The following is a 21,522-nucleotide window of genomic DNA, read 5'->3' on the forward strand; positions in this document are numbered from 1 at the left end:
AGCGCCCAGACATCTAGTGGTGAAATGCCTCTTTGGCGGGGACGCCGAACTCCTGCATGGGGGCGGGCTGCTTGTGCAGCTGGGGCAGCAGGCGGCCGAGGTCGGCGAGCAGCAGGTCGGCGAGGTCGTGGGAGAAGCCGTTGCGCACCACCAGCCGGATCACCGCCAGGTCGGTGCGGTCGGCCGGGAAGGTGTAGGCGGGGACCTGCCAGCCGCGCTCGCGCAGGCGGCGGGAGACGTCGAAGACGTCGAAGTCGGTGACGTCGTCGGCAGTGGTGAAGGCGAAGACGGGCAGCTGGTCGCCGCGGGTGAGCAGGCGGAACTCGGACATCGCCTCCACTCCGGAGGCCAGGTAACCGGCCACGTCGCGGCAGGCCTGCTGCACTTGGCGGAAGCCCTCGCGGCCGAGGCGCAGGAAGTTGTAGTACTGGGCCACGACCTGCGCGCCGGGGCGGGAGAAGTTGAGCGCGAAGGTCGGCATGTCGCCGCCGAGGTAGTTGACCTTGAACACCAGCTCCTCGGGCAGGGCGTCGTGGTTGCGCCAGAGCACCCAGCCGACACCCGGGTAGACGAGCCCGTACTTGTGGCCGGAGGTGTTGATGGAGGACACCCGCGGCTGGCGGAAGTCCCACTTCACGTCCGGGTCGAGGAAGGGCGCGATCATGGCTCCGGAGGCGCCGTCCACGTGCACCGGCACGTCCAGCCCGGTCCGCTGCTGCAGCTCGTCGAGCTTGTCGCAGACCTCCCACACCGGCTCGTAGCTGCCGTCCATGGTCGAGCCGAGGATGGCGACCACGCCGATGGTGTTCTCGTCCACCTTCGCCACGGCGCTGTCGCCGTCGAGGTGGTAACGGTCACCCTCCATCGGCACGTATCGCGGCTCGACCTCCCAGAAGGTGCAGAACTTCTCCCAGCAGACCTGGACGTTGATGCCCATCACCAGGTTGGGCTTGGCGCCGGCCGCGTAGCGCTCGGCGTTGGCGTTCATCCAGCGCCGCTTGAGCGCGAGGCCGGCGAGCATGCACGCCTCGCTTGATCCGGTGGTGGAGCAGCCGATGGCGGTGTGCGGGTCGGGCACGTTCCACAGGTCGGCCAGGATCGCCACGCAGCGCCGCTCGAGCTCGGCGGTCTGCGGATACTCGTCCTTGTCGATCATGTTCTTCTCGGCGCACTCGGCCATCAGCAGCGAGGCCTCGGGCTCCATCCACGTGGTGACGAAGGTGGCGAGGTTCAGCCGGGCGTTGCCGTCGAGCATGAGTTCGTCGTGGATGAGCCGGTAGGCCGTGAGGGGCTCTATCGGCTGCTCTGGAATGCGGTACATCGGCGGCGCCAGCTGCATGGCGCCGAGCGGGTTGGCGGCGGAGGAAGTGAGGGGGTTGACGGACAGGGTGCGGTTCGAGTCGCGGGTGGCGGACTTCGGGTTCGCCGGGTCCTGGTGGATCGGGACGCCGCGCACCCGCGGGGTGTGCAGCCCTTCGTCGCCCGACCCCGTGCTCTGCCTTTTCGCCATGCAAATTCCCTTCCGTGCGCATGCGTGCAGACCCGCCCCTCGGCACACCCTGCCACCGGGCGCGGGCGGATGCCAGCGTCCGCTCCGGTGCTTCGGCAGGATTTCCCGGCCCCCGCGCGCCTCCTGACGGCGGGTCAACCCTTTCGGTCGAACACCTGCGGCCCCGCGCTGCCGATCACCGTCAGCTGGTCGCTCTTGGCGTCGTACTGCACTTGGAGCACGAAGCACCCGGCAACACTGGGCGCGCAGGAGCCGACCACAGCCATGGTGCCCTCGAACGAGCTGGTCGCTTTTCCGGCGCCGGTCTGTTCGCTGCCGTCGATCTGCGCCGACCACACGACCGTGCCCTGCTTCTGGAACGTGATCATCGCGGAACCCGCCACCCAGATGCCGGTGATGACTGCGTAGTTGGTCTGCTGCTTCGCCAGGTTCGCGCCCAAGGCTTGGGTGGAGTACGAGGTCGAGACGTCCTGCCCATCGGTGGAATCGGGCACGTGCAGCACCAGCCGCTTCCCGGTGGCATCGGGGTACGTCAGGGCCATGTCGGGCGCGGCGGTACCCGCGCAGTTCACGTCGGTGATGGGATAGGACGAGCCGACCCTGGTCACCGAGAGGCGGCCGTAGCAGAGCGGGAAGTTCCCGGGCTCGCTGATGCCGATCATGGCGGTATCGTCCGACCCCGACAGCGACAGCGGATAGATCATCAGGTAGCCCTGGCTGCCGTCGGAACGCGCCCACAGACCCGCGACCAGAGCCATGTTCAGCTTGGCCGCGCCGGTCGGGCTCGGCGACGCGGTCGGGTCGCCCGGGCTCGGCAACAAGCCGCCCGACGGTGCAGCGGAGAGGCTGGCCGCCGGCGCCACGGGCGTGCCCGGGCGGGCGCCGAGGACCTGCTCGGCCACGCCGCCGCCGACCATGCCGCAGACCGCGGCGAACGCTGCCATCGAGGCGATCAGCCGGCGCCGGACGGTGCGCTGCGCTCCGCGGCGGCGCACGTCGGCGGCCGCCGGGGTCCTGGTCTCGCCCACGGCCTCCTCGGCCATCTCGGCGAGCATGCGATCGAAGCTCTCCGGCATCGGACCTACCACTCCCTGGCCAGGCCGTCGCGCGGAGCGGGGTGCTCTCCGGAGCCGACCGCGGCGAACTCGGACACAAGCGGGGCCAGGGCCTTGCGGCCCCGGTTGAGGTGCGACTTGACCGTGCCCTCGGGCGAGCCGGTCTCCGCCGCGATCTCGCTGACCGTCAGGCCGACGAGGTGGAAGAGCACGATGGCCCGGCGCTGCTCGGCGGAGATCCGGCGCAGCGCAGCCACCAGGGTGAGGTGGTCCGCGCTCATCGCCGGCGCCTCCGCCGCGGCCGCCTCGCGGCGGTGCGCGGCCCGGCGGTTGACCGCCTTGCGCCAGGAGGAGACGGCCAGCCGGTAGGCCACGGTCCGGATCCAGGACTCCGGGTCGAGGTAGCCGCGCACCACGTCCCAGCGCTGCCAGGCCCGGGCGTACGCCTCGGCCACCGCGTCCTCTGCCTCGGCGAGATTGCCGGTCATGGCATAGATCTGGCTCACCACGCGCCGAAAGCTTGCGCCGAAGAACTCGTCGAAGTCCGTTTCATCCGCCACCGCGCCCCTCCCCTCTCGCACACCATCTCGCTCGTTCACCTCGCATGCCACGCCACGCCCCTCGGCGCGATCACGAACAGCACACGCGCGGGCCGGGCGCCAGGATGCAGCCGGCGGCGAAAATCACGAATCAAACGCCGTTCGTCACGGTTTTCATACGATCATCAGCCTTCTTATTGACAGTCCTGCTTCCGTGCGTAACCGTGAGTTGTCGGTCAGTGACGGCGCGGACCTCGGCCGCATGCCGCACGGCGCCGCTCGCCGGGTTCTGATTTCCCTGCAGAGGTCAAGAGAACGGCGGCTCCGCAGGGGCCTCGTCACGGACGGGGCCCCTGCCGGGATCCCCACGGTTTTCTCACGCCCGCACCACCCTCGGCTCATCCGGACCCGCGATCTTAGCCTGGGTCCGGAAGCGGCAGGCGACGGTGAGGTGCGGCATGAGGGAACGGCGCAAGGCGCTCAGGTGCGGTTCGCGGGCGTGGCCCTGGCCGCGCTGACCGGAGTCGGGGCGCCGGCCGCCTGTTCGAGCGGGTCGTCCGGCTCCTCCGGCGGCGACGGCACCCCTCGTGCGCCGGCGGCTTCCCGACCGGGGCCATGCGGCTTCCCCGGCGGCCGAGGCGGAGCGGGCGGACAGGGCTGAGCCGGCCTCAGTCCGTCTCCGCGGTCCGCTCCAGGAACTCGGCCGCGCGGGCGACGTAGCGCTTGACCACCTGGGCCGGCTCGCCGTTCAGCAGGGCCGAGGCGACCTGCTCGATCCCGAAGGTGCGGTACCAGATCCGGGCCCGCCGATAGACCTCCGCGGGCACCGCCGCGCGCAGCGCGTCCCAGCCGTGGTTGCCGAGGCAGGCCGCGTCCACGGCCGGGTCGAAGGGGGCGGCGAGATCCCAGTCGAGCACGCCCACGATCCGGCCGGCCGGACCCCAGTGCAGGTTGTAGCCGCACAGATCGCCGTGCACGAGGCCGGGCTCGACCTCCGGCAGGTCCTGCGCGGCCTCGACGCGGCGGCGCGCCTCGGCCCGCCACCGCCGGGGCAGCGCCGGCACGGCCTGTTCTTCGAGCACGCGGACCCAGTCCGCCCGCCCGGCATACTCGTGCGGCTCGCCGAGCACGTCGCGCAGCGGCGCGCAGTCGACCTCCGCCAGCGCCCTGAGCAGGCCCGCCAGGACCGCCGGCTCCCCGGTCGCCTTCGCCCGCGGCTCGCCGTCGATCCAGGACATGGCCACGGCGGTGCGGCCGTGCAACACCTTGACCGGCGTGAGCGGTTCGGGCACCGCGAAGGGCAGGCCGAGGCCGGCCAGCCGGCGGCTGAGCTCGGTGCGGCGCTCGAGCTCCTGCTCGGCCGCGAGTCCCCGGGCTATCCGTATCGCCGCGCGACCGGGCAGCAGCACCACGTCGTGGAACTGCCCTCTGGCACTCGACGCGCCGTCCAGCGGCACGCCGGGCAACAACTCCTCGACGAGAACGAGAAGCTTCTCGTTTACCTCAGGATGCACGGCCGTCAACCTACCTCAAGGTGGGTTTCGGACACGATCTCGGCCACTGGCACGGCTTGCGTCCTGCGCATCGCCGTTCGAATCAGCGGCCGTAGAAGGAGCTGCGCGCGGCGGAGCCCGCCGCCGCCGGCTTCGGCTCCGGGTACACCTTCCGGCGGCCGACCGGCAAGATCCGCGGCCGACCCCTATCGGGTGAACCCGGATCTGACCGGCGCCGAACCCGGACCGGCCCCTGCGCGATCGCGCCCTGTCGCCGCGCCCCCGCGCTCTGGTGTGATCGAATCCGGGGCCACTCTCGCCCGAAAGGGGCCGGCAGCATGACGATCGACGCGGACACCGCAGCGGCGGCAACGCAGCAGAGCCTGAGCACGGCGGCCGCACGCAATCTGGCCACCACCACCAAGACCGTGCCGCAGACGCAGGACATCTCCTCGCGCTGGCTGCTCCGGCAGCTGCCGTGGGTGCCGGTGTCCGGCGGCACCTACCGGGTCAACCGGCGCCTGACCCACGCGGCCGGGCGCGGCCGGCTGGCCTTCGTCCAGACCGGCGCGGAGGTCAGGGTCCTGCCGCTGACGCTGCGCGAGATCCCGGCGCTGCGCGGTATCCAGGACGCGGACCTGCTGGAGCTGCTCGCCGGCCGGTTCACCCGGCACGAGTACGAGGCCGGACAGACCCTGGTCGAGGGCGGCAGCCCGATCGACCAGGTCCTGCTGGTCGCGCACGGCAAGGTGGAGGAGCTGACCGACGGCAAGTACGGCGGCCAGGCGCTCGCCCGCGGGTACGCCGACGGCGACCACCTCGGCGACGAGGTGCTCACCCGGGACGACGCCACCTGGCCGGGGACGCTGCGCGGGGCGACCTCCGGGGTCCTGCTCGCGCTGCCGATGCAGGCGTTCCGCGAGCTGGCGGCGCGTTCGGACGCGCTGCGCGCCGCCCTGGCGGCCCACCGCGAGCGCGGGGCCAAACGGGTCAACCGCAAGGGCGAGGCCGAGATCGAGGTCGCGGCCGGGCACAGCGGCGAACCGGACCTGCCGACGACCTTCGCCGACTACGAACTCGCGCCGCGCGAGTACGGGCTCAGCCTCACCCAGACCGTGCTGCGCGTCCACTCCCGGGTCGCGGACCTCTACAACGACCCGATGAACCAGGTCGAGCAGCAGCTCCGGCTGACCGTGCACGCCCTGCGCGAGCGGCAGGAGGACGAGCTCGTCAACAACCCCGAGTTCGGCTTCCTGGCCAACGCGGACTTCGGCCAGCGCATCAGCACCCGCTCCGGCCCGCCGACCCCGGACGACTTCGACGAGCTGCTCAGCATGCGCCGCAGCACGCGCGCGCTCTTCGCCCATCCCAAGGTGATCGCCGCGTTCGGGCGCGAGTGCACCCGCCGCGGCATCTACCCGACCGGCGTCGACCTCGACGGGCAGGGCGTCGGCGCGTGGCGCGGCGTCCCGCTGCTGCCCTGCAACAAGATCCCGATCACCGACGGAGCCTCGACCGTGCTGGCCCTGCGCACCGGGGAGCAGGACCAGGGCGTGGTCGGGCTCGTGCCCACGGCGCTGCCGGACGAGTTCGAACCCGGACTCAACGTGCGGTTCATGGGCATCGACACCGCGGCGATCATGTCCTACCTGGTCTCCGCGTACTACTCGGCGGCCGTGCTCGTGCCAGACGCGCTCGGCCTGCTGGAGAACGTCGAGCTCGGGCACTGATCCGAACGGGCTACTCGGGGGTCTTGCGGGTCGCCGCGAGACCTCCGGGCCCGACCGGCTTCATCCGCTCGTCCGCGGTGGCGGCCAGCCGCGGAGCGAGCCGCTTGACCTCGTGCGCCCCGCGCAGCGCGATCACCGCGGGCAGGAAGCCGCGCGGCCACCACTGCATCGTGCGCACCCAGGGCTGGCCGTAGACGTGCGCGGACCGGCGCCGTATCCCGGTCGTGAGGCGCTCCACAGCCGGTTCGAGCCGACCGGTCCGGTTAGCCGGCCAGGGCAGCCGGGAGCGCATCTCGGCGAGCACGCGATCCTGATCCGCGCTGCGCACCATGTCCGTGTCCGTCCACGACAAGTACGCCACGCCGACGTCCACCCCGTCCGGCGCGACCTCGCTGCGCAGGCTGTGTGCGAAGGCTTCGACCCCTGACTTGCTAGTGCAGTACGCGGCCATCAGCGGGGTCGGGGTCATCGCGGCCAGCGACGCGATCTGGAGCAGGTAGCCGCGCGAGACTGCCAGCGCGGGCAGCACGGCGCGAGCCGTCGTGATCGAGCCGAGCAGGTTGACCTCGATAACCCGGTCGAAGGTCTCCGGATCGCTCTGGGTGAACGGGCCGCCGATCGCGATTCCCGCGTTGGCGACGGCTATGTCGAGCGCGCCGAACCGTTCGACCACCTGCTCGACCACCTCGGTCATGCGGGCGCGGTCAGTGACGTCCGCTTCCCAGGCTTGCGCCTGCGCGCCGGCGGTGGCCCGCTCGGCGCAGGCCTCGGCGGTCTCGGCGAGCACGGCCGGTTCGAGGCCCACCAGCGCCACGTTCACGCCGCGAGCGGCCAGACTCAGCGCGAGCGAGGCGCCGATCCCCCGCGCGGCTCCGGTGATCAGTGCGGTCTTGCCCGCCAGCTCGCTCACGAGACCACCTCGCCAGAGCTCGGTAGGTGCGTTCGCACACGCACTGTGCCCGACGGTTCGCTCGCAAGCTCGCTCACGAGACCACCTCGCTAGAGCTCGGTAGGTGCGTTCGCACATGCACTGTGCCCGACGGTTCGCTCGCCAGCTCGCTCACTGCTGTGCCTCCTTCGGCTGGATCGCCTCGTCCATCGCGGCGACCCGCTGCCGGATCAGCGTCACGACGGTGTCAGGGGCCTCCATCGGCGTCATGTGCCCGAGGCCGGTGAGCGTGGTCATGCCTTCGAAGCGCGGCAGCGCAGCCGCTATGGCCTGCGCGTGCGCGGCGGCCGGGGTGAGCCGGTCCTTCGTGCCGAACACGACCGAGGTGGGCACGTCCAGGCGCCCCACCAGGGAGCTGACGTCGAGTTCGCTCAGCACCCTGCCCCAGGCCGCCCTCGGCTTGGGCAGACACGCGGCGATCATCCGGGCATTGACGTTGCGAAGGCCCTTGTCGGTCTTGGGGCCCAGCGCGGTGTGCGCGAGCATGGCCCGCGACATCGGCGTGACCGGGCCGAGCGGCAGCGGCGAGGAGAGCAGGAGCCGGTGCACCGCCTTGTTCGCACGCGGCATGCGGCGGAATCCCGGGACCACGCTGGAGGAACCGGGCAGGTGCTGGAAGCCGGTCGAGCAGAGCACGGCGCCGCCGACGCGGGAGAGCACCGCCTCGGTCCCGGCGGCGGCCATGATCGTCATGCCGCCCATGCTGTGCCCGGCCAGCACGGCCCGCTCGCCGTCGGGCAGCGTCGCCTCGAGCACCGCGGCCAGGTCCTCCACCAGGATCGGGACGCTGTAGCGGCCCTTGCCCGGCGCCTCGCTGGTGCCGTGGCCGCGTTGGTCGTATGCGACCACGCGCAGGCCCGGCGCGCCGGCGAGCAGGGCTTTGATGACCGGAGCCCAGAACGAGATGTTGCAGGTCCAGCCGTGGATGAGCACCACGGTGGGCGCTGCGGCCGGTCCGTGCACCTCGACGTTGAGCTGCGTGCCGTCGGCGGAGGGCACGCGCAGCCGGGCCTCGGGCTCCGGCGGGGCGAAGAGTTCGGGGCTGATCACCTTTGGTCCGCTCCGTTCGGGGTCAAGGCCAGGGCCGGCGTGGTCTCGCCGGTGGGGTCCGGGTCCGGCGCGGCGGCCGGGCGGCGGACGTATTCGCGTACGTCGATCCCGCGGGTGAGCCGGCGGAACCGGAGGGTCGAGGCGGGCCAGAGGGTGGGGTTGCGCCCGGCGTCGTTGAGGTACCAGCTCTTGCAGCCGCCGGTGTTCCAGACCGTCGGACCCATCCGCCGCTCCACCTGTTCACACCAGGCGTCCTGAGCGCCCTGATCCGGGTCCAGCGGGCCTTGCCCGGACCGGCCGGCGGCCTTGACGAAGTCGACGATGTAGGAGAGCTGCGACTCGATGATGTGTACCATCGAATTGTGGCCGAGGCCCGTGTTGGGCCCGATGACGAAGCAGAGGTTGGGGAATCCGGCCACGGTGGTGCCTCGCAGGGCCCGCATGTCACCGCCCCACACCTCGTCCAGCGAGCGCCCGCCGACGCCCCAGACCTGCCGGGCCATCGGCATGTCGACGGTGTGGAAGCCGGTGGCGAACACGATCGCGTCCACCTCGTGCCGGGACCCGTCCGAGCCGATCAGGGTACTGCCCTCGATCGCGGCCAGCCCGGCGGCGACGACCTCCGCGTTGGGCTGGGCGAGGGCGGGATAGTAGTCGTTGGAGAGCAGGACCCGCTTGCAGCCCATGACGTAACGCGGCGTCAGCTTCGCGCGCAGGGCCGGGTCCTTGGCCGCGCGGCCGAGGTGGTGCAACGCGACCCGCTGGGCGGCCTTGAGCAGCGCGGGCCGCTTGACGAAGCCGACCACCGTCGCTTCCCGGCTGAGGTAGATGCCGAGCCGGGCAAGTCGCTGCGTGGGCGGGACGTGCTGGTAGAGCCACTTCTCCGCGCCGGTGATCTTCCGGTCCCGACGCGGCATGACCCACGCGGGCGTGCGCTGGAACAGCACCAGCCGCGAGGCCTTTTGCTGGAGCTGCGGCACGAGCTGGATGGCCGAGGCACCGGTGCCGATGACCGCGATCCGTCGCCCTGCCAGATCGGTGTCGTGGTCCCAGCGCGCCGAGTGGAAGACGGCGCCGGGGAACTCGTCGAGACCGGGGATCTGCGGCATCGACGGCTCGGAGAGCGGACCGCCCGCGGAGACGAGCACGTCCGCGGTCATCGCGCCGCGCGCGGTGTCGATCCGCCAGCGCGCCTCATCCTCCTGCCAGACCGCGCCGGTCACGGCGGCGCCGAAGTAGAGCCGCGGGCGCAGGCCCGGCCGGTCGGCCACGTCCTCGAGGTAGGCGCGGATCTCCGGCTGGCCCGAGAAGCTGCGCGACCAGCGCGGGTTGGGCGCGAACGAGAACGAATACAGGTGTGAGGGGACGTCGCAGGCACAGCCCGGGTAGGTGTTGTCGCGCCAGGTCCCGCCGACGGAGTCGGCGCGCTCCAGGATGGCGAAGTCGCGGATCCCGGACTCCAGGAGCTTGATCCCGGCGCCGAGGCCGCCGAAGCCGGCTCCGATGACGGCGACGCGCACGTGCCGCGGCAGGCCGCCCTCGGTGCGCTGCTCGCGGCGCTCGTCCGGGCGCGGGGGCAGGACGCCGGTGCCCGCCTGGTCGCGGAACGCGGTGGCGAACGGCGGGGTGGAGACGCCTTCGACCCGGTAGCGCCCCCACGGGTCCGGGTCGCCGACCTCGGCCGGCGCCGAACCGTGCGCGGTGCTGAGCGTTCCCTTGGTGCGCCCGGCCGAGAGGGTGCCGGCCAGCGCGTCGTCCGGCGCGATCCGGCCGTACCAGTGGTAGCGGCCGTCGATCGGCTGGAAGTAGCCGCGCAGCTCGACCCGCACCTCGAACCGGTGCTCGCCGACGTCCAATACCGCAGTGCCTTGATAACCGTCTTCGTCGTCGAAGTCCGCCACGCGGCCGGTCCCTTCCTACTCCCCTGACACGAGCTTCAAGGAGGGCGGCGCGGGCCGCGTCCCCTCCGGCGGGTACTGCATGGACTGCGCGAACCGGGAGGTGCCGAGTTCGAGCTCTTCGTCCAGGGCGCGCTCGGGCAGCACTCCGGCCAGCGCGGCGTAGATCAGCTTGGTGGTGTATTCGACCACGTGCACGCGGCTCATCGAACGCCGGTGCAGCCACCATTCGGCGGTGGACTGGACCAGGCCGGTGATGCCCTGCGCCCACGGCTCGGCGCCGCCGGAGTCCAGCGAGTAGTGCCGCAGATAATCGCCGAACAGCGCGGTCAGCGCGTCCGCGATCAGTTCCTTGTTGCGCTGGAACGGGTCGGTCTCGGTCGGGATCTCGCCGGCGGTGTGCCGGGCGATGAGCCAGTACAGGTTCGGGTTCTCGTCGATGACCTCGAAGTAGGCCCCGACCGCGCCGCGCACCCGGCTGAGCGCCGGCAGGTCGGCCGCGATGGCCGGCATCAGCCGCGCGAACAGGACCTCGGTGCCGTACTCGCCGAGCGCGGCGACCAGCGCGGTCTTGTCCGCGAAGTAGCGGTAGAGCACCGGTTTGGTCACTCCGGCCTCGGCCGCCACCGCGTCCATGGTCAGATCAGGGCCCTGCTGGTCGAGCACCCGCAGGGCGGCCTTGACGAACTCGCCCCGGCGGGCGGCGCGGTGCGCGCTCCACCGGTCCCGGCGGGCGTCGGCGGAGCCGGGTTCCTTCGGCGTCCCCTTGACAGCTGCGTTCACGGTGAGCACGCTACCAGAAGTAACTGTTACTTCAAGTCATACTTTCTATGAGCAGCCGGAGGCCGTCGATGACGTCGAACACGGTGGGCGCCCGCACCCCCGATCAGCCCGCTGACGACCGCGAACGCACCGCCGAACGGCTGCTGCGGTCCACCGCCGCTCGGGCATACGACCCAGAGCTCGACATCGACTGGAACGCTCCGCTCACGCCGGACGCGCCCTTCATGAAGCTGGAACGCTGCTCGCTCTACGGCACCGGGACGTGGGAGCGGCTGACGCCGGAACAGCGCCTCACCTTGGCCCGGCACGAGGCGGCCAGCGTCGCCAGCGTGGGCCTGTGGTTCGAGCACATCCTCATCAGGATGCTGGCGAAGATGGCTTACAACGGCGATCCCACCACCGCCCGGGTCCAGTACGCACTGGCCGAGATCGCCGAGGAATGCCGGCACTCGACCATGTTCGCCCGGATGATCGGCCGGATGGGAGCGCCCGCCTACGGGGTGCGCCCGCACATCCACCGGCTCGGCCGGATCCTGCCGTTCCTCGCCCACAACGAGGTGATCTGGGGCGCGACGCTGCTCGGCGAGGAGATCCCGGACCGGTTGCAGCGGGAGATGGTGGAGGACGCGCGGATCCAGCCGCTGATGCTGATGGTCAACCGGATCCACATCATGGAGGAGGCCCGGCACATCAGCTTCGCCCGCGAGGAGCTGGCCCGGGCCGTGGCCCGCACGCCGCGCTGGCTGCGGCCGGTGCAGCGGCTGCTGCTCGCGCACATCGCGTTCATCATCAGCCGCAGCCTGGTCAATCCCGAGGTCTACCGCTCCGTGGGCCTGGATCCGCGCAAGACCCGGCGGATCGCGCTGGCCAACCCGAACTATCAGCGCACGCTGCGGTGGGCCTCGGAGAAGCTGGTCGCCCTCTTCGACGAGCACGGCCTGATCGCACGTCCGGGGCGGCACTGGTGGAAGGCCGGCTACCTGATCCGCTAGCCCCGGCCCTCACGATCGCATGGATATGCGCGAGCTTCGCATAAAGTTCCACGTGGAACATTGTCCCGTTTCACGATGTCCGAGTGCTTCATCCCGATCCCAGGAGGCGCCGATGGCCGGGTCAGAGCTCGGGATCGGGCAGCCGCTTGACCGCGAGCAGGGCGATGTCGTCGCTCAGCCGCGGCCCCGCGTGCGCGCGCACCGCCCGCAGCACGTGGTCGAGCATCGGATCCGGGTTCTGGTACACCGTCCAGCCCTTGTCCTGCTCGAGCCGGTAGAAGGCGCCTTCCTCGTCCCGGGCCTCGGTGATGCCGTCGGTGTAGAGCAGGATGTGGTCGCCGGGCTCGAAGTCGACCTTGTAGACCGGCAGCGAGTCCCGGCTCAGATCCAGCAGGCCCAGCGGCGGGCTGGGCTCGGGCGGCTCGAGCGGGGTGATCACGCCGTGGTGCAGCAGCAGCGGCGCGGGGTGCCCGCAGTTGACGATCTCCGCCTGGCTGCCGCCCGGCGGCACCGAGACCAGCACGGCGGTGACGAACTCCTCGAGGTCCGAGGGCGTGCGGCGCAGCAGGCTCGCGTGCATCCGCGCCGCGATCGCGGCCAGGTCGCCCTCCTGGTGCGCCGCCTCGCGGAAGACGCCGAGGACGTCGGCGGCCGCCTCCACCGCCGGCAGGCCCTTGCCGCGCACGTCCCCGATGATCAGCCGGTCGCCGAAGGCGGTGGTGGTCACCTCGTACAGGTCTCCGCCGATGCGCGCCTCGGCGGCCGCCGCCACGTACCGCACGGCCGAGCGCACCGAGACCAGATCCGAGGGCAGCGCGCGCAGCAGCACCTGCTGGGCCGCCTCGGCCACCGTCCGGACCGTGGTCAGCGTGCGCTGCTGCAGCTGCGCGGATCTGACGGCCACCCAGCTGACCACAGTGACCATGACGGTCGCGAACAGCTCGGCGATCTGCTCCACCGCGTGGACGTTCTCCTCCAGCGAGCCGAGCAGCGCCGCGGCCACCACGCAGATCGCGCCGACCAGCAGCGGGCGCAGTTGGCGCGGCGGGGCCACCAGCGCCGCGAGGGCCGGGGGCACCGAGAGCGTCGCGGAGAAGCCGACGCCGGGCGACGTGGCCAGGTCGGCCGCGGTGATCACCAGGATCAGGGCATAGGGCAGCGAGCGCATGACCGGGCCGGAGTGCCCGGAACGCGCCGAGTCCGCAGAGAACTGACTGCTCATCCTGAGAAAACCGTATGGGGAGTCAAGGGCGGTCGCAACGGTGCTGAGCCGGAATGGCGCAGGATTGTTCCGAATGCGTACTGGTCGGTAGCGAAATCGGGTCTTCTCGTGAAGGGCGGCAGGGGTTGACCGAGGTCCTCTCCGGCGGGCTGCGCCTGGCCGTGTTCGCCGATCCGGTCCGGCCGGGCCCGGTCGTCCTACTCGTGCACGGATATCCGGACACGCACGCGGTCTGGCACCGGATCCGCGCCGAACTCGGCCCGGACCTGCGCATAGTGCGCTACGACGTGCGCGGCGCGGGCGCTTCGCAGGCTCCGGCCCGGCGATCCGGCTACCGGCTCGACCACTTGGCCGAGGACCTGTTCGCGGTGGCCGAGGCGGTGAGCCCGGATGCCCCGGTCCACCTCGTCGCGCACGACTGGGGTTCGATCCAGGCCTGGCACGCCGTCACCGACCCGCGGGCGGCGGGCCGGATCGCGTCCTTCACCTCGATCTCAGGACCCTGCCTCGATCATACCGCGTTCTGGCTGCGCGAGCGGCTGCGCCGTCCGACGCCGCGCCGGATCGCCGCGGTGGCCCGGCAGGGTGTGAAGTCCTGGTACATCTACGCCTTCCATCTGCCCCTGCTCGCCTCGCTCACCTGGCGCTGCTGGCTGGGCCGGCGCTGGGGCGAGCTGCTGCGGCGGGCCGAGGGGGTCGAGCCGGGCCCTGGCCATCCGCAGCCGACGCTGGTGGACGACGCCGTGCGCGGCATCGGCCTCTACCGCGCCAACATGCTCCCCCGCCTGCGGCATCCGGAACCGCGTTACGCGCGGGTGCCGGTGCAGCTGATCAGTCCGCTCGCCGACCGCTTCGTCAGCCCCGCCCTGGCCGGAGACCTCGAACGGTGGGCGCCGGACCTACGCCGCCGTACGCTGCGGTGCGGGCATTGGGCCGCGGTGACCGCCGCGGCTCCGCGGACGGCCGAGCTCATCCGGACCTTCATCGCCGACGTGGAGGCGGACCGGGCCCGCGCGGCCGGGTAGTGCCGAACGGGCGAACCGGACGGCCGGGTCACTTCAGCGCCGCGGGCACCATGGTGGAGGTGTTCATCGTGGTGGACTCGTCCGTCCAGTTGCCGCTCCCGGAAAGCACCTCGCCGGCCACGCCGAAGAAGATGAAGAGCACCAGCAGCCACTGCGCCGCCGAGACCAGCACCAGCGGCCGGGTGGGCGAGCCCGCGCCCCAAGCGGGATCGTAGTCGCGGTAGGGCTGGTCGCCGAGCAGGCGCTTCGGGTAGGCCGAGCTGATCAGGTACAGATAGGCCTGGACGCGCAGGCCGTAGCGCAGGACCGCCGCCGACGCCTGGAAGATCGGCAGCGGCGTGCGCCCGAGGACCAGCACGATGACCCAGAAGAAGAACGCGCACACGAGCCAGCCCCCGTAGACGACCGCCTGAACGACCGCCGCGGGAATCGCCAGGATCACCCGGAAGAGCACCGCGACGCGGTTGAGCGGACCCGGCTGGAACTCGACCCGCACCGGGTATTCCGGCGCGTCGAGCGCGAACGGCGGGTACTCGTCGACCAGCAGCATCGCGTAGCCCGCGACCCGCGCGGCGTAGCCCAGATAGCTCGTCAGATACCCGGCCGCGGACACCGGCAGCCGGCCGAGCGCCAGCGCGGCGAACCAGCCGAGGATGACCGCGAGCGCGGCCACCACCCCGAGCACCCAGAGCGTGACGAACTGCGGGATCAGCAGGATCAGGCGCACCAGCACGGTCCACCGGCGCTGCCGCTCCGGCGGGAACACGTCGAGAACCGGGAGGAATTCCACTCACCGACCCTCACACGCGGCCCCGCGCCCGGCATCCCGGCCAGGTCGAACGGGTGAGCCCCGGCCCCGGTCCCCGCGGCACCGGACGCCGGCGCGCCTGGCATCCCGTCACCGGCTTTGCCAGACTGGGCTCGCCGAAGATCCACCCGCCAGGCCGAGGAGCGCCGATGCCCGACACACCGCCAGAGGGCTTCGCCACGCCCGCTCTCACGGTCGACCGCGACGTGCTCGAGCGCAACATCGGCCGAATGGCCCGCTACGCCGCCACCGGCGGCTTCGCCCTGCGTCCGCACGCGAAGACGCATAAGTGCCCGCAGATCGCCGAGCTGCAGCTGGCCGCCGGGGCGGTCGGCCTGACCGTGGCCACGATCGGCGAGGCCGAGGTGTTCGCCGCGACCGGAGCTCGCGACCTGTTCATCGCCTACCCGCTCTGGCTCGACGAGGGCAAGCGGGACCGGGTCGCCGCGCTCGCCGCGAACGTCCGGCTGAGTGCGGGCGTCGACTCGGCCGAGAGCGCGCAGCGGTTGATCGGCACCGGTGCGCTCGCCGTCATCGAGGTCGACAGCGGCCACCACCGCACCGGTGTCCAACCCGCCGAGGCGGGCACGGTGGCGAAGGCCGTGCGCTCGCTCGGCCTCGACGTGGAGGGCGTATTCACCTTCCCCGGCCACGGCATGGCGCACGATCCGGACGCGACGCCCACCCAGGTGCGCCTGCATGCCGCGCGGGATCAAGAGAAGGCGCTGGCCGAGGCGGCTGACTCGCTGCGGGCGGCCGGATTCGAACCCAACGTGGTGAGCGGAGGCTCCACCCCGACGGCTGCCCTGCGCGAGGACGGCGTCATCAGCGAGCTGCGTCCCGGCGTCTACGTGTTCAACGACGCGATGCAGGTCGCGCTGGGCTCCTGCACGATCGAGGACGTGGCCCTGTCCGCGGTGGCGACGGTGGTCAGCGTGCCGGCGCCGGACCGGTTCGTGCTCGACGCCGGCAGCAAGACCCTCGGTGCCGACGTCAACGGCTGGGCCCGGGGCTACGGCCTGGTGCCCGGGTATCCGGGTGCGATGATCACCCAGCTCTCCGAGCACCACGCCGTCGTGACGCTTCCCCTGGACACACGCTCGCCCCGCCTCGGCGACCGGGTCACCGTCATCCCGAACCACGTGTGCAATGCCGTCAATCTCGCTGACGAGCTGCTCGTGGTCCGGGACGGACGCGTGGTGGACCGCTGGCCGGTGGCCGCGCGCGGGGCGAACGCCTGAGACCCGATCAGCCGGTGATGCTGGCCGAGCCGGTCTCGATGTGGCCGGTGAAGCGGCGCGACCAGGACGAGTCGCTGCTGACCGTGACGGTGAAGTCGTACCAGCCGTTGCAGTAAGCGACCTGGTTGAAGTAGTCGGACACGCTCGCGCCGGCCGCGACGGTGTAGGTCCACGGACCGTCGGTGCGGTAGTGGTTCGAGGTGATGGTGAAGGTCACCGGCGCGGTCGCGGTGTTGGTCATGGTGAACCAGATCGACTGCTCGTTCAGGTTCGGCGAGGGCGCGTAGTAGCTGGTGACCTCGGCGTAGCGGCCGGCCGCGGTGGCGTTGCCGACGAAGCGGCGCAGGAACCGGTTCGGGCCGGTCATGGTCAGGTCGTAGGCACCCGCGCCGTATCCGGTGCCGATGTTGAAGAAGTCGGTCACCACGCCGTCCCCGGACGCGGAGTGCGCCGGGACGGTGTACTGCCACGGCCCGCCGCTGCGGTTGGCGTTGGCGTACACGGCGAAGGTCGCCGCGGAGGTGGCCAGCGGTCCCTCGTTGGCCATCTTGAGCCACAGCAGGATCTGGCCGTTCGCGTCGAACTCGAGCGAGGAGACGTAGCCGTCCGGCTGGTAGGGCAGGGCCCGGGCGGTGCGGGTGCCGGACTCCTGGGCGGGCAGCGCGTTGGTCTTGGCCGACGGGTTGAGCTCGATGTCGCACGTCAGCTGGCTGATGGTCGAGGTGGTCGCCGGCAGCGTGGCGGGAAGGCCGTAGACCGGGGCGGTGAAGTCGAAGGCGCCGGTCAGGTCGCCGCACACCTGCCGCCGCCAGGCGCTGATGTTGGAGCACGCGGCCGGGGTGCCGATCGCGGCGGTCCAGGTCTCCAGGAAGCGGATCACCGAGGTGTGGTCGTAGGTCCGCGAGTCCACGCAGCCGCCGCGGGTCCACGGCGAGGCGATGACCATCGGAACCCGGTAGCCGAGGCCGAGCGGGGTGCCGTTCTGGATGAACTCGTTCGCGGTGCCGGCCGGCGGGACCGGCGGCGGCACGTGGTCGAAGAACCCGTCGTTCTCGTCGTAGTTGAGGAAGAGCACGGTGGAGTCGAAGACGGACTCGGTGGCAGCCAGCGCTTGGAGCACCTCGTGCACGAACTGGGCGCCGTCCTCCGGCGGCGCGTCCGGGTGCTCGGAGCACTGCTGGTTCGCCACCACCCAGGACACCTGCGGCAGAGTCCCGTTGACCACGTCGTTCTTGATCGCCGCGGCGATGTCGGTAGGTGTGGAGCCGGTGGTGGAGGCCACGGAGCCCATGCCCCTGGTGGCCAGCGGGGTGCCGCCGGCGGCGTTGGCGAACTGGTTGAAGTAAGCCAGGGCATTGTCACCGTAGTTGTCGCCGGCGACCTGGTAGACCTTCCAGCTCACCCCGGCGTTCTGCAGCGCCTCGGCGTAGGTCTGCCAGGTCAGGCCGGACTCGGAGCCGCCGTCGTAGGCCGGGCCGCCCGCGGTGCCGTTCGGGTCGATCATCCCGCTCCACAGGTAGGTGCGGTTCGGGCCGGTGGCGCTGAGGATCGAGCAGTGATACGCGTCGCAGACGGTGTACGCGTCGGCGAGCGCGTAGTGGAACGGGATGTCGGAGCGGGTGAGGTAGCCCATGGTGCGGGCCGAGCCCTTGGCCGAGATCCAGGCGTCCATCTTGCCGCCGTCCCAGGCCTCGTGCTGGGTGGACCAGCCGTGGTCGAGCGAGCCGTCGCACTGGGCCAGGGTCTCGGCCGAGGCGACCAGGTTGCCCGAGCCGTTGCTCAGATTCCACGGATACTGCCGTCCGCTGCCGTTGGGCTGGTCGAAGACGCAGTAGCCGCCGGGGATCTGGATCGCGGCCCGGTCGCCGAAGCCGCGCACGCCTTGCAGCATGCCGAAGTAGTGGTCGAAGCTGCGGTTCTCCTGCATCAGGATCACCACGTGCTTGACGTCGGCGATGGTGCCGGTGGCCGCCGCCTGGGCCTGCGCCGGGCGCAGCGAGGCGGCGCCGAAGGCAGCCGAGGTGCCGACGGCCGCGGCGGTGCCGAGGAGGGTGCGCCGGGAGATCGGGGACATGGCGTGGGTATGCCTTTCGTCGGTCCACACGCGCCGGCGGTGGCGGGCGCGGCACCGCCCGCGGACGGGTGGGTGCACGCCGTAACCTGCCGCCTCATCCTCGACTTGTCCATACAAGAACCGTGACTTGGCCGTGAAGCGCCGATGAACTCTCGCGCCCCCGGGCGCCGAGGGTATCAGTCCTCGGATTCACCCGGGCCCGGCTCGGCCCCGGCCGGCAGCGGCGCGGGCCCCTGGGCCGGCACCACGGGCAGGTAGGCGGTGATCGCGGCGGCCGCCGGCACCGGGGCGGCCGGCGGGTACGCCTCGGCCGGCGCCGGCAGCTCGGCCGCGCCCTCGTGGGCGGCCGCCGCCTGGTCGAGCCGGCCGAGCCGCTCGAGTACCGCGTAAAGCAGTTCGACCGGAACCCGGGGGTCGAGGGCGCGTTCGAGCACGGCCTCCAACTCCGCCGGGTTCAGGGCATCGATGTTGTCCACGTCCATGCCCGCACAACGGCGCCCGTCCGCCCCGAGTCACCGGTATTCACCCGCTCGGAGCAGGTAATACGACGAGCTGACTCCGTGTCGGCGCCGCTTCCGGAAACGTTTCCGGAGCCCTGGGCGAGCCCTGCTTGACAGGCAGCCGATCGGCTGCCTAATCTGAACATGCAGCCGATTGGCTGCCTTTTGGAAGGGAGCACGGCCATGCCCGACATCCGGCACCGCGTCGGCGTCTACGCCCCGCGCGAGAAGGTCTACGAGATCCTCGGCACCCGAGCCGGCCTGAGCCACTGGTGGACCCGGGACGTGCGCGGGGACGAGCGGCCCGGCCAGCACCTCGAGTTCTACTTCGGCGCCGGCGACCGTCCCGCCGCCACCATGCGGGTGGCCGAGTCCAGCCCGTCCGGGCGGGTGGTCTGGGAGTGCGTCGACGGCCCGAAGGACTGGATCGGCACCACCCTCACCTTCGACCTGCGGTCCGGCCCCGACGAGAACGAGACCGTGGTCCTGTTCACCCACGCGGATTGGCGTGAGTCGGTGGAGTTCATGCACCATTGCTCCACCCGCTGGGGCCAGTACCTGATCAGCCTCAAGACGGGCCTCGAGGACGGCCGCTGGCAGCCGGACCTCGACATGCCGAGGGTCAGCAGCTGGGATTGACGCGCAGGTGGACGAGGTCTTCAAGGCTCTGGCCGATCCGAGCCGACGGCTGCTGCTGGACTCGCTCGACGCCCGCAACGGGCAGACCCTGCGCGAGCTGTGCGCCGGCCTGGAGATGGCCCGGCAGTCCGTCAGCAAGCATCTGGCGGTGCTCGAGCAGGCCGGCCTCGTCACCGCCGTGTGGCGGGGCCGGGAGAAGCTGCACTATCTCAACGCCGCGCCGATCAACGAGATCTCCGAACGCTGGATCACCCGGTACGACCGGTCCCGGGTCGAGGCCCTGGCCGACCTGAAACAGGCACTGGAAGGAGAACTCCGCATGGACGCCCCCGCGGCCCGGCCCGAGTTCGTCTACACCACGTACATCCGCACCACCCCCGAACTGCTCTGGCGCGCGCTGACCGAGCCCGCGTTCACCCGGCGCTACTGGCAGGGGATGACCTTCGAGTCGGACTGGAAGCCGGGCTCGCACGTGCGGGTGACCCGCACCGACGGCTCGATCTGCGACGACCCGGAGCAGGTCGTGCTCGAATCCGACCCCTACCGCCGGCTCGCCTACACCTGGTTCGACAACACCGGCGGCTGCCACGGCGGCGGCGAGCCGGAGCCGCGCTCGCAGGTGGCCTTCGACCTCGAAGACCTCGGCGAGAAGGTGAAGCTGACGGTGACTCACGACGGCTTCGCGCCGGGGAGCAGAGTCCTGCCGAACATCAGCGGCGGCTGGCCGGTCGTGCTCTCCGATCTCAAGACCCTGCTGGAGACCGAGTCGGAGACGGGGACGAAGCCGGAGTAGCGAGCCGGCTCAGGCGAGCGCGGCGAGCGTCTGCCGGGCGATCTCGATCTCCTCGTCGGTGGGGATCACGAGCACCGGGACCTGCGCTCCGGGCGCGGAGACCGCGCGCTCGCCGCGTTCGGCGGCCGCGTTGCGGACCGGGTCCACCCGGATGCCGAGCCGTTCGAGCCCCTGCGTGCTCAGGACCCTGGTTCGCTCGTCGTTCTCGCCGACTCCGGCCGTGAAGACCACCGCGTCGACGCGGCCGAGTACGGCGTAATACGCACCGATGTACTTGCGGATGCGGTGGCAGTAGACCTCGTGGGCCAGACGCGCGTCCGGGTCGCCCGCCTCGGCGGCTTTCTGCACGTCGCGCAGGTCGTTGCTCCCGGCCAGGCCCAGCAGCCCGCTGGAGCGGTTGAGCTCGCGGTCCACCGCCTCGGCGTCGAGGCCGGCCACCCGCTGGAGGTACGCGGGCACGGCCGGATCGAGATCGCCGCTTCGGGTGCCCATGACGAGCCCTTCGAGCGGAGTCAGACCCATCGAGGTCTCCACGCTGCGCCCGCCCTCGACCGCACAGACGCTGGCGCCGTTGCCCAGGTGCAGCACGATCACGTTCGTCTCCTCGACCGTCTGCCCGAGGAATGCCGCGGCGCGTCGGGAGACGTAGGCGTGCGAGGTGCCATGGAAGCCGTACCGCCGAACGGAGTACCTCTCGCGCCACTCGCGCGGCACCGCGTACGTGTACGCGGACGGAGGCAGGCTCTGGTGGAATGCCGTGTCGAACACCGCGACCTGCGGCACGCCGGGGAACGCCTTACGGGCGACCTCGATGCCGGTGATGTTGGGCGGGTTGTGCAGCGGGGCCAGCGGATTGAGCTCCCTGAGAGTGCCGACCACGTCGTCGTCGAGCACAGTGGCTTCGGTGAACCGGGATCCGCCGTGCACCACCCGGTGGCCGATGGCGGTCAGCTCGGCCGCGTCCAGGCCGGGGCCGGCCGAGCGGAACGCCTCGAGCACCGAGTCGAGGGCCTGCTCGTGCGAGGCGAACACCTCCGTGCGCTCCCACGCCGACGCGTCGGCCGGACGATGGCGGAGCGTCCCCGGGCCCTTCTCCCCGATCCGGTCCACCGACCCGGTCGCCAGCCGATCGCCCTCACCCGCGTCGTCGAGCGCGAGCAGCTGGTACTTGATCGAGGAGGAGCCGACATTGAGCACCAGCACAGCCTGCGTCATGTCCCC

The 21,522-nt window shown here is 71.5% G+C and carries 19 protein-coding genes; 6 read left to right on the plus strand and 13 right to left on the minus strand.

Annotation, left to right across the window (positions count from 1 at the left end):
- Positions 1-13 precede the first annotated feature (13 nt).
- The 4 genes from gad to ACTRO_RS09755 all read right to left on the minus strand — a co-directional run bounded on the left by gad (position 14) and on the right by ACTRO_RS09755 (position 4,618).
- Entirely contained in the window at positions 14-1,510 is a 1,497-nt protein-coding gene (gene gad, locus ACTRO_RS09740) for a glutamate decarboxylase (RefSeq protein ID WP_084316127.1), read from the minus strand.
- A 134-nt stretch (positions 1,511-1,644) separates the two neighbouring features.
- On the minus strand, positions 1,645-2,586 hold the full coding sequence (locus ACTRO_RS09745; RefSeq protein WP_034262843.1) for a hypothetical protein: 942 nt from the start codon (positions 2,584-2,586) through the stop codon (positions 1,645-1,647).
- A 5-nt stretch (positions 2,587-2,591) separates the two neighbouring features.
- Positions 2,592-3,125: a sigma-70 family RNA polymerase sigma factor gene (locus ACTRO_RS09750; RefSeq protein ID WP_051450584.1), complete on the minus strand. Its 534-nt coding sequence runs from the start codon at positions 3,123-3,125 to the stop codon at positions 2,592-2,594.
- A gap of 647 nt (positions 3,126-3,772) precedes the next feature.
- Positions 3,773-4,618, minus strand: coding sequence for an aminoglycoside phosphotransferase family protein (locus ACTRO_RS09755; RefSeq protein WP_034274027.1), 846 nt, complete (start codon positions 4,616-4,618; stop codon positions 3,773-3,775).
- Positions 4,619-4,935: 317 nt separating this feature from the next.
- On the opposite strand from ACTRO_RS09755, the gene ACTRO_RS09760 reads away from it, so the two are divergent.
- Complete coding sequence (locus ACTRO_RS09760; RefSeq protein WP_034262844.1) at positions 4,936-6,327, plus strand: family 2B encapsulin nanocompartment shell protein; 1,392 nt, start codon at positions 4,936-4,938, stop codon at positions 6,325-6,327.
- 10 nt (positions 6,328-6,337) lie between these two features.
- Here ACTRO_RS09760 and ACTRO_RS09765 read toward each other — a convergent pair whose 3' ends face one another.
- The 4 genes from ACTRO_RS09765 to ACTRO_RS09780 form a co-directional block, all read right to left on the minus strand.
- Positions 6,338-7,237, minus strand: coding sequence for an SDR family oxidoreductase (locus ACTRO_RS09765; protein WP_034262845.1), 900 nt, complete (start codon positions 7,235-7,237; stop codon positions 6,338-6,340).
- 150 nt (positions 7,238-7,387) lie between these two features.
- Entirely contained in the window at positions 7,388-8,326 is a 939-nt protein-coding gene (locus tag ACTRO_RS09770) for an alpha/beta fold hydrolase (RefSeq protein WP_034262846.1), read from the minus strand.
- A complete protein-coding gene (locus ACTRO_RS09775) occupies positions 8,323-10,227 on the minus strand; it encodes a DUF4873 domain-containing protein (protein WP_084316129.1) in 1,905 nt (634 codons plus the stop codon). Before ACTRO_RS09775 ends, ACTRO_RS09770 begins: the two co-directional genes overlap by 4 nt.
- Before the next feature lie 15 nt (positions 10,228-10,242).
- Positions 10,243-11,007, minus strand: coding sequence for a TetR/AcrR family transcriptional regulator (locus ACTRO_RS09780; RefSeq protein WP_211244173.1), 765 nt, complete (start codon positions 11,005-11,007; stop codon positions 10,243-10,245).
- A 68-nt stretch (positions 11,008-11,075) separates the two neighbouring features.
- Here ACTRO_RS09780 and ACTRO_RS09785 point away from each other — a divergent pair, with 68 nt between their 5' ends.
- Positions 11,076-11,999 (plus strand): AurF N-oxygenase family protein, encoded by a 924-nt coding sequence (locus ACTRO_RS09785; RefSeq protein ID WP_034262847.1) that lies wholly within the window; start codon positions 11,076-11,078, stop codon positions 11,997-11,999.
- Between the two features lie 121 nt (positions 12,000-12,120).
- On the opposite strand, the gene ACTRO_RS09790 is transcribed toward ACTRO_RS09785, so the two are convergent.
- Positions 12,121-13,221, minus strand: a complete 1,101-nt coding sequence (locus ACTRO_RS09790) for a PP2C family protein-serine/threonine phosphatase (RefSeq protein WP_051450586.1) — start codon at positions 13,219-13,221, stop codon at positions 12,121-12,123.
- Between the two features lie 125 nt (positions 13,222-13,346).
- Between ACTRO_RS09790 and ACTRO_RS09795 the strand changes: the two genes are divergently transcribed.
- Entirely contained in the window at positions 13,347-14,246 is a 900-nt protein-coding gene (locus ACTRO_RS09795; protein ID WP_211244174.1) for an alpha/beta fold hydrolase, read from the plus strand.
- A gap of 28 nt (positions 14,247-14,274) precedes the next feature.
- Here ACTRO_RS09795 and ACTRO_RS09800 read toward each other — a convergent pair whose 3' ends face one another.
- On the minus strand, positions 14,275-15,036 hold the full coding sequence (locus ACTRO_RS09800) for a DUF4389 domain-containing protein (RefSeq protein WP_051450587.1): 762 nt from the start codon (positions 15,034-15,036) through the stop codon (positions 14,275-14,277).
- Positions 15,037-15,203: 167 nt separating this feature from the next.
- On the opposite strand from ACTRO_RS09800, the gene ACTRO_RS09805 reads away from it, so the two are divergent.
- Entirely contained in the window at positions 15,204-16,295 is a 1,092-nt protein-coding gene (locus tag ACTRO_RS09805; RefSeq protein ID WP_034262848.1) for an alanine racemase, read from the plus strand.
- Positions 16,296-16,302: 7 nt separating this feature from the next.
- Here ACTRO_RS09805 and ACTRO_RS09810 read toward each other — a convergent pair whose 3' ends face one another.
- Complete coding sequence (locus ACTRO_RS09810) at positions 16,303-18,369, minus strand: phosphocholine-specific phospholipase C (protein ID WP_034262850.1); 2,067 nt, start codon at positions 18,367-18,369, stop codon at positions 16,303-16,305.
- A 176-nt stretch (positions 18,370-18,545) separates the two neighbouring features.
- Positions 18,546-18,851, minus strand: coding sequence for a hypothetical protein (locus ACTRO_RS09815; RefSeq protein WP_034262851.1), 306 nt, complete (start codon positions 18,849-18,851; stop codon positions 18,546-18,548).
- A gap of 201 nt (positions 18,852-19,052) precedes the next feature.
- Between ACTRO_RS09815 and ACTRO_RS09820 the strand changes: the two genes are divergently transcribed.
- Together ACTRO_RS09820 and ACTRO_RS09825 are read left to right on the plus strand one after the other, a co-directional pair.
- Positions 19,053-19,508, plus strand: coding sequence for an SRPBCC family protein (locus ACTRO_RS09820; RefSeq protein WP_034262852.1), 456 nt, complete (start codon positions 19,053-19,055; stop codon positions 19,506-19,508).
- Between the two features lie 7 nt (positions 19,509-19,515).
- Positions 19,516-20,301 (plus strand): ArsR/SmtB family transcription factor, encoded by a 786-nt coding sequence (locus ACTRO_RS09825; protein WP_034262853.1) that lies wholly within the window; start codon positions 19,516-19,518, stop codon positions 20,299-20,301.
- Positions 20,302-20,310: 9 nt separating this feature from the next.
- Here the strand turns inward: ACTRO_RS09825 and ACTRO_RS09830 are convergent, their stop codons facing one another.
- Positions 20,311-21,516, minus strand: coding sequence for an acetate/propionate family kinase (locus ACTRO_RS09830; protein WP_034262855.1), 1,206 nt, complete (start codon positions 21,514-21,516; stop codon positions 20,311-20,313).
- Between the last annotated feature and the right edge of the window lie 6 nt (positions 21,517-21,522).

Source organism: Actinospica robiniae DSM 44927 (assembly GCF_000504285.1).
Taxonomy (GTDB): Bacteria; Actinomycetota; Actinomycetes; order Streptomycetales; family Catenulisporaceae; genus Actinospica; species Actinospica robiniae.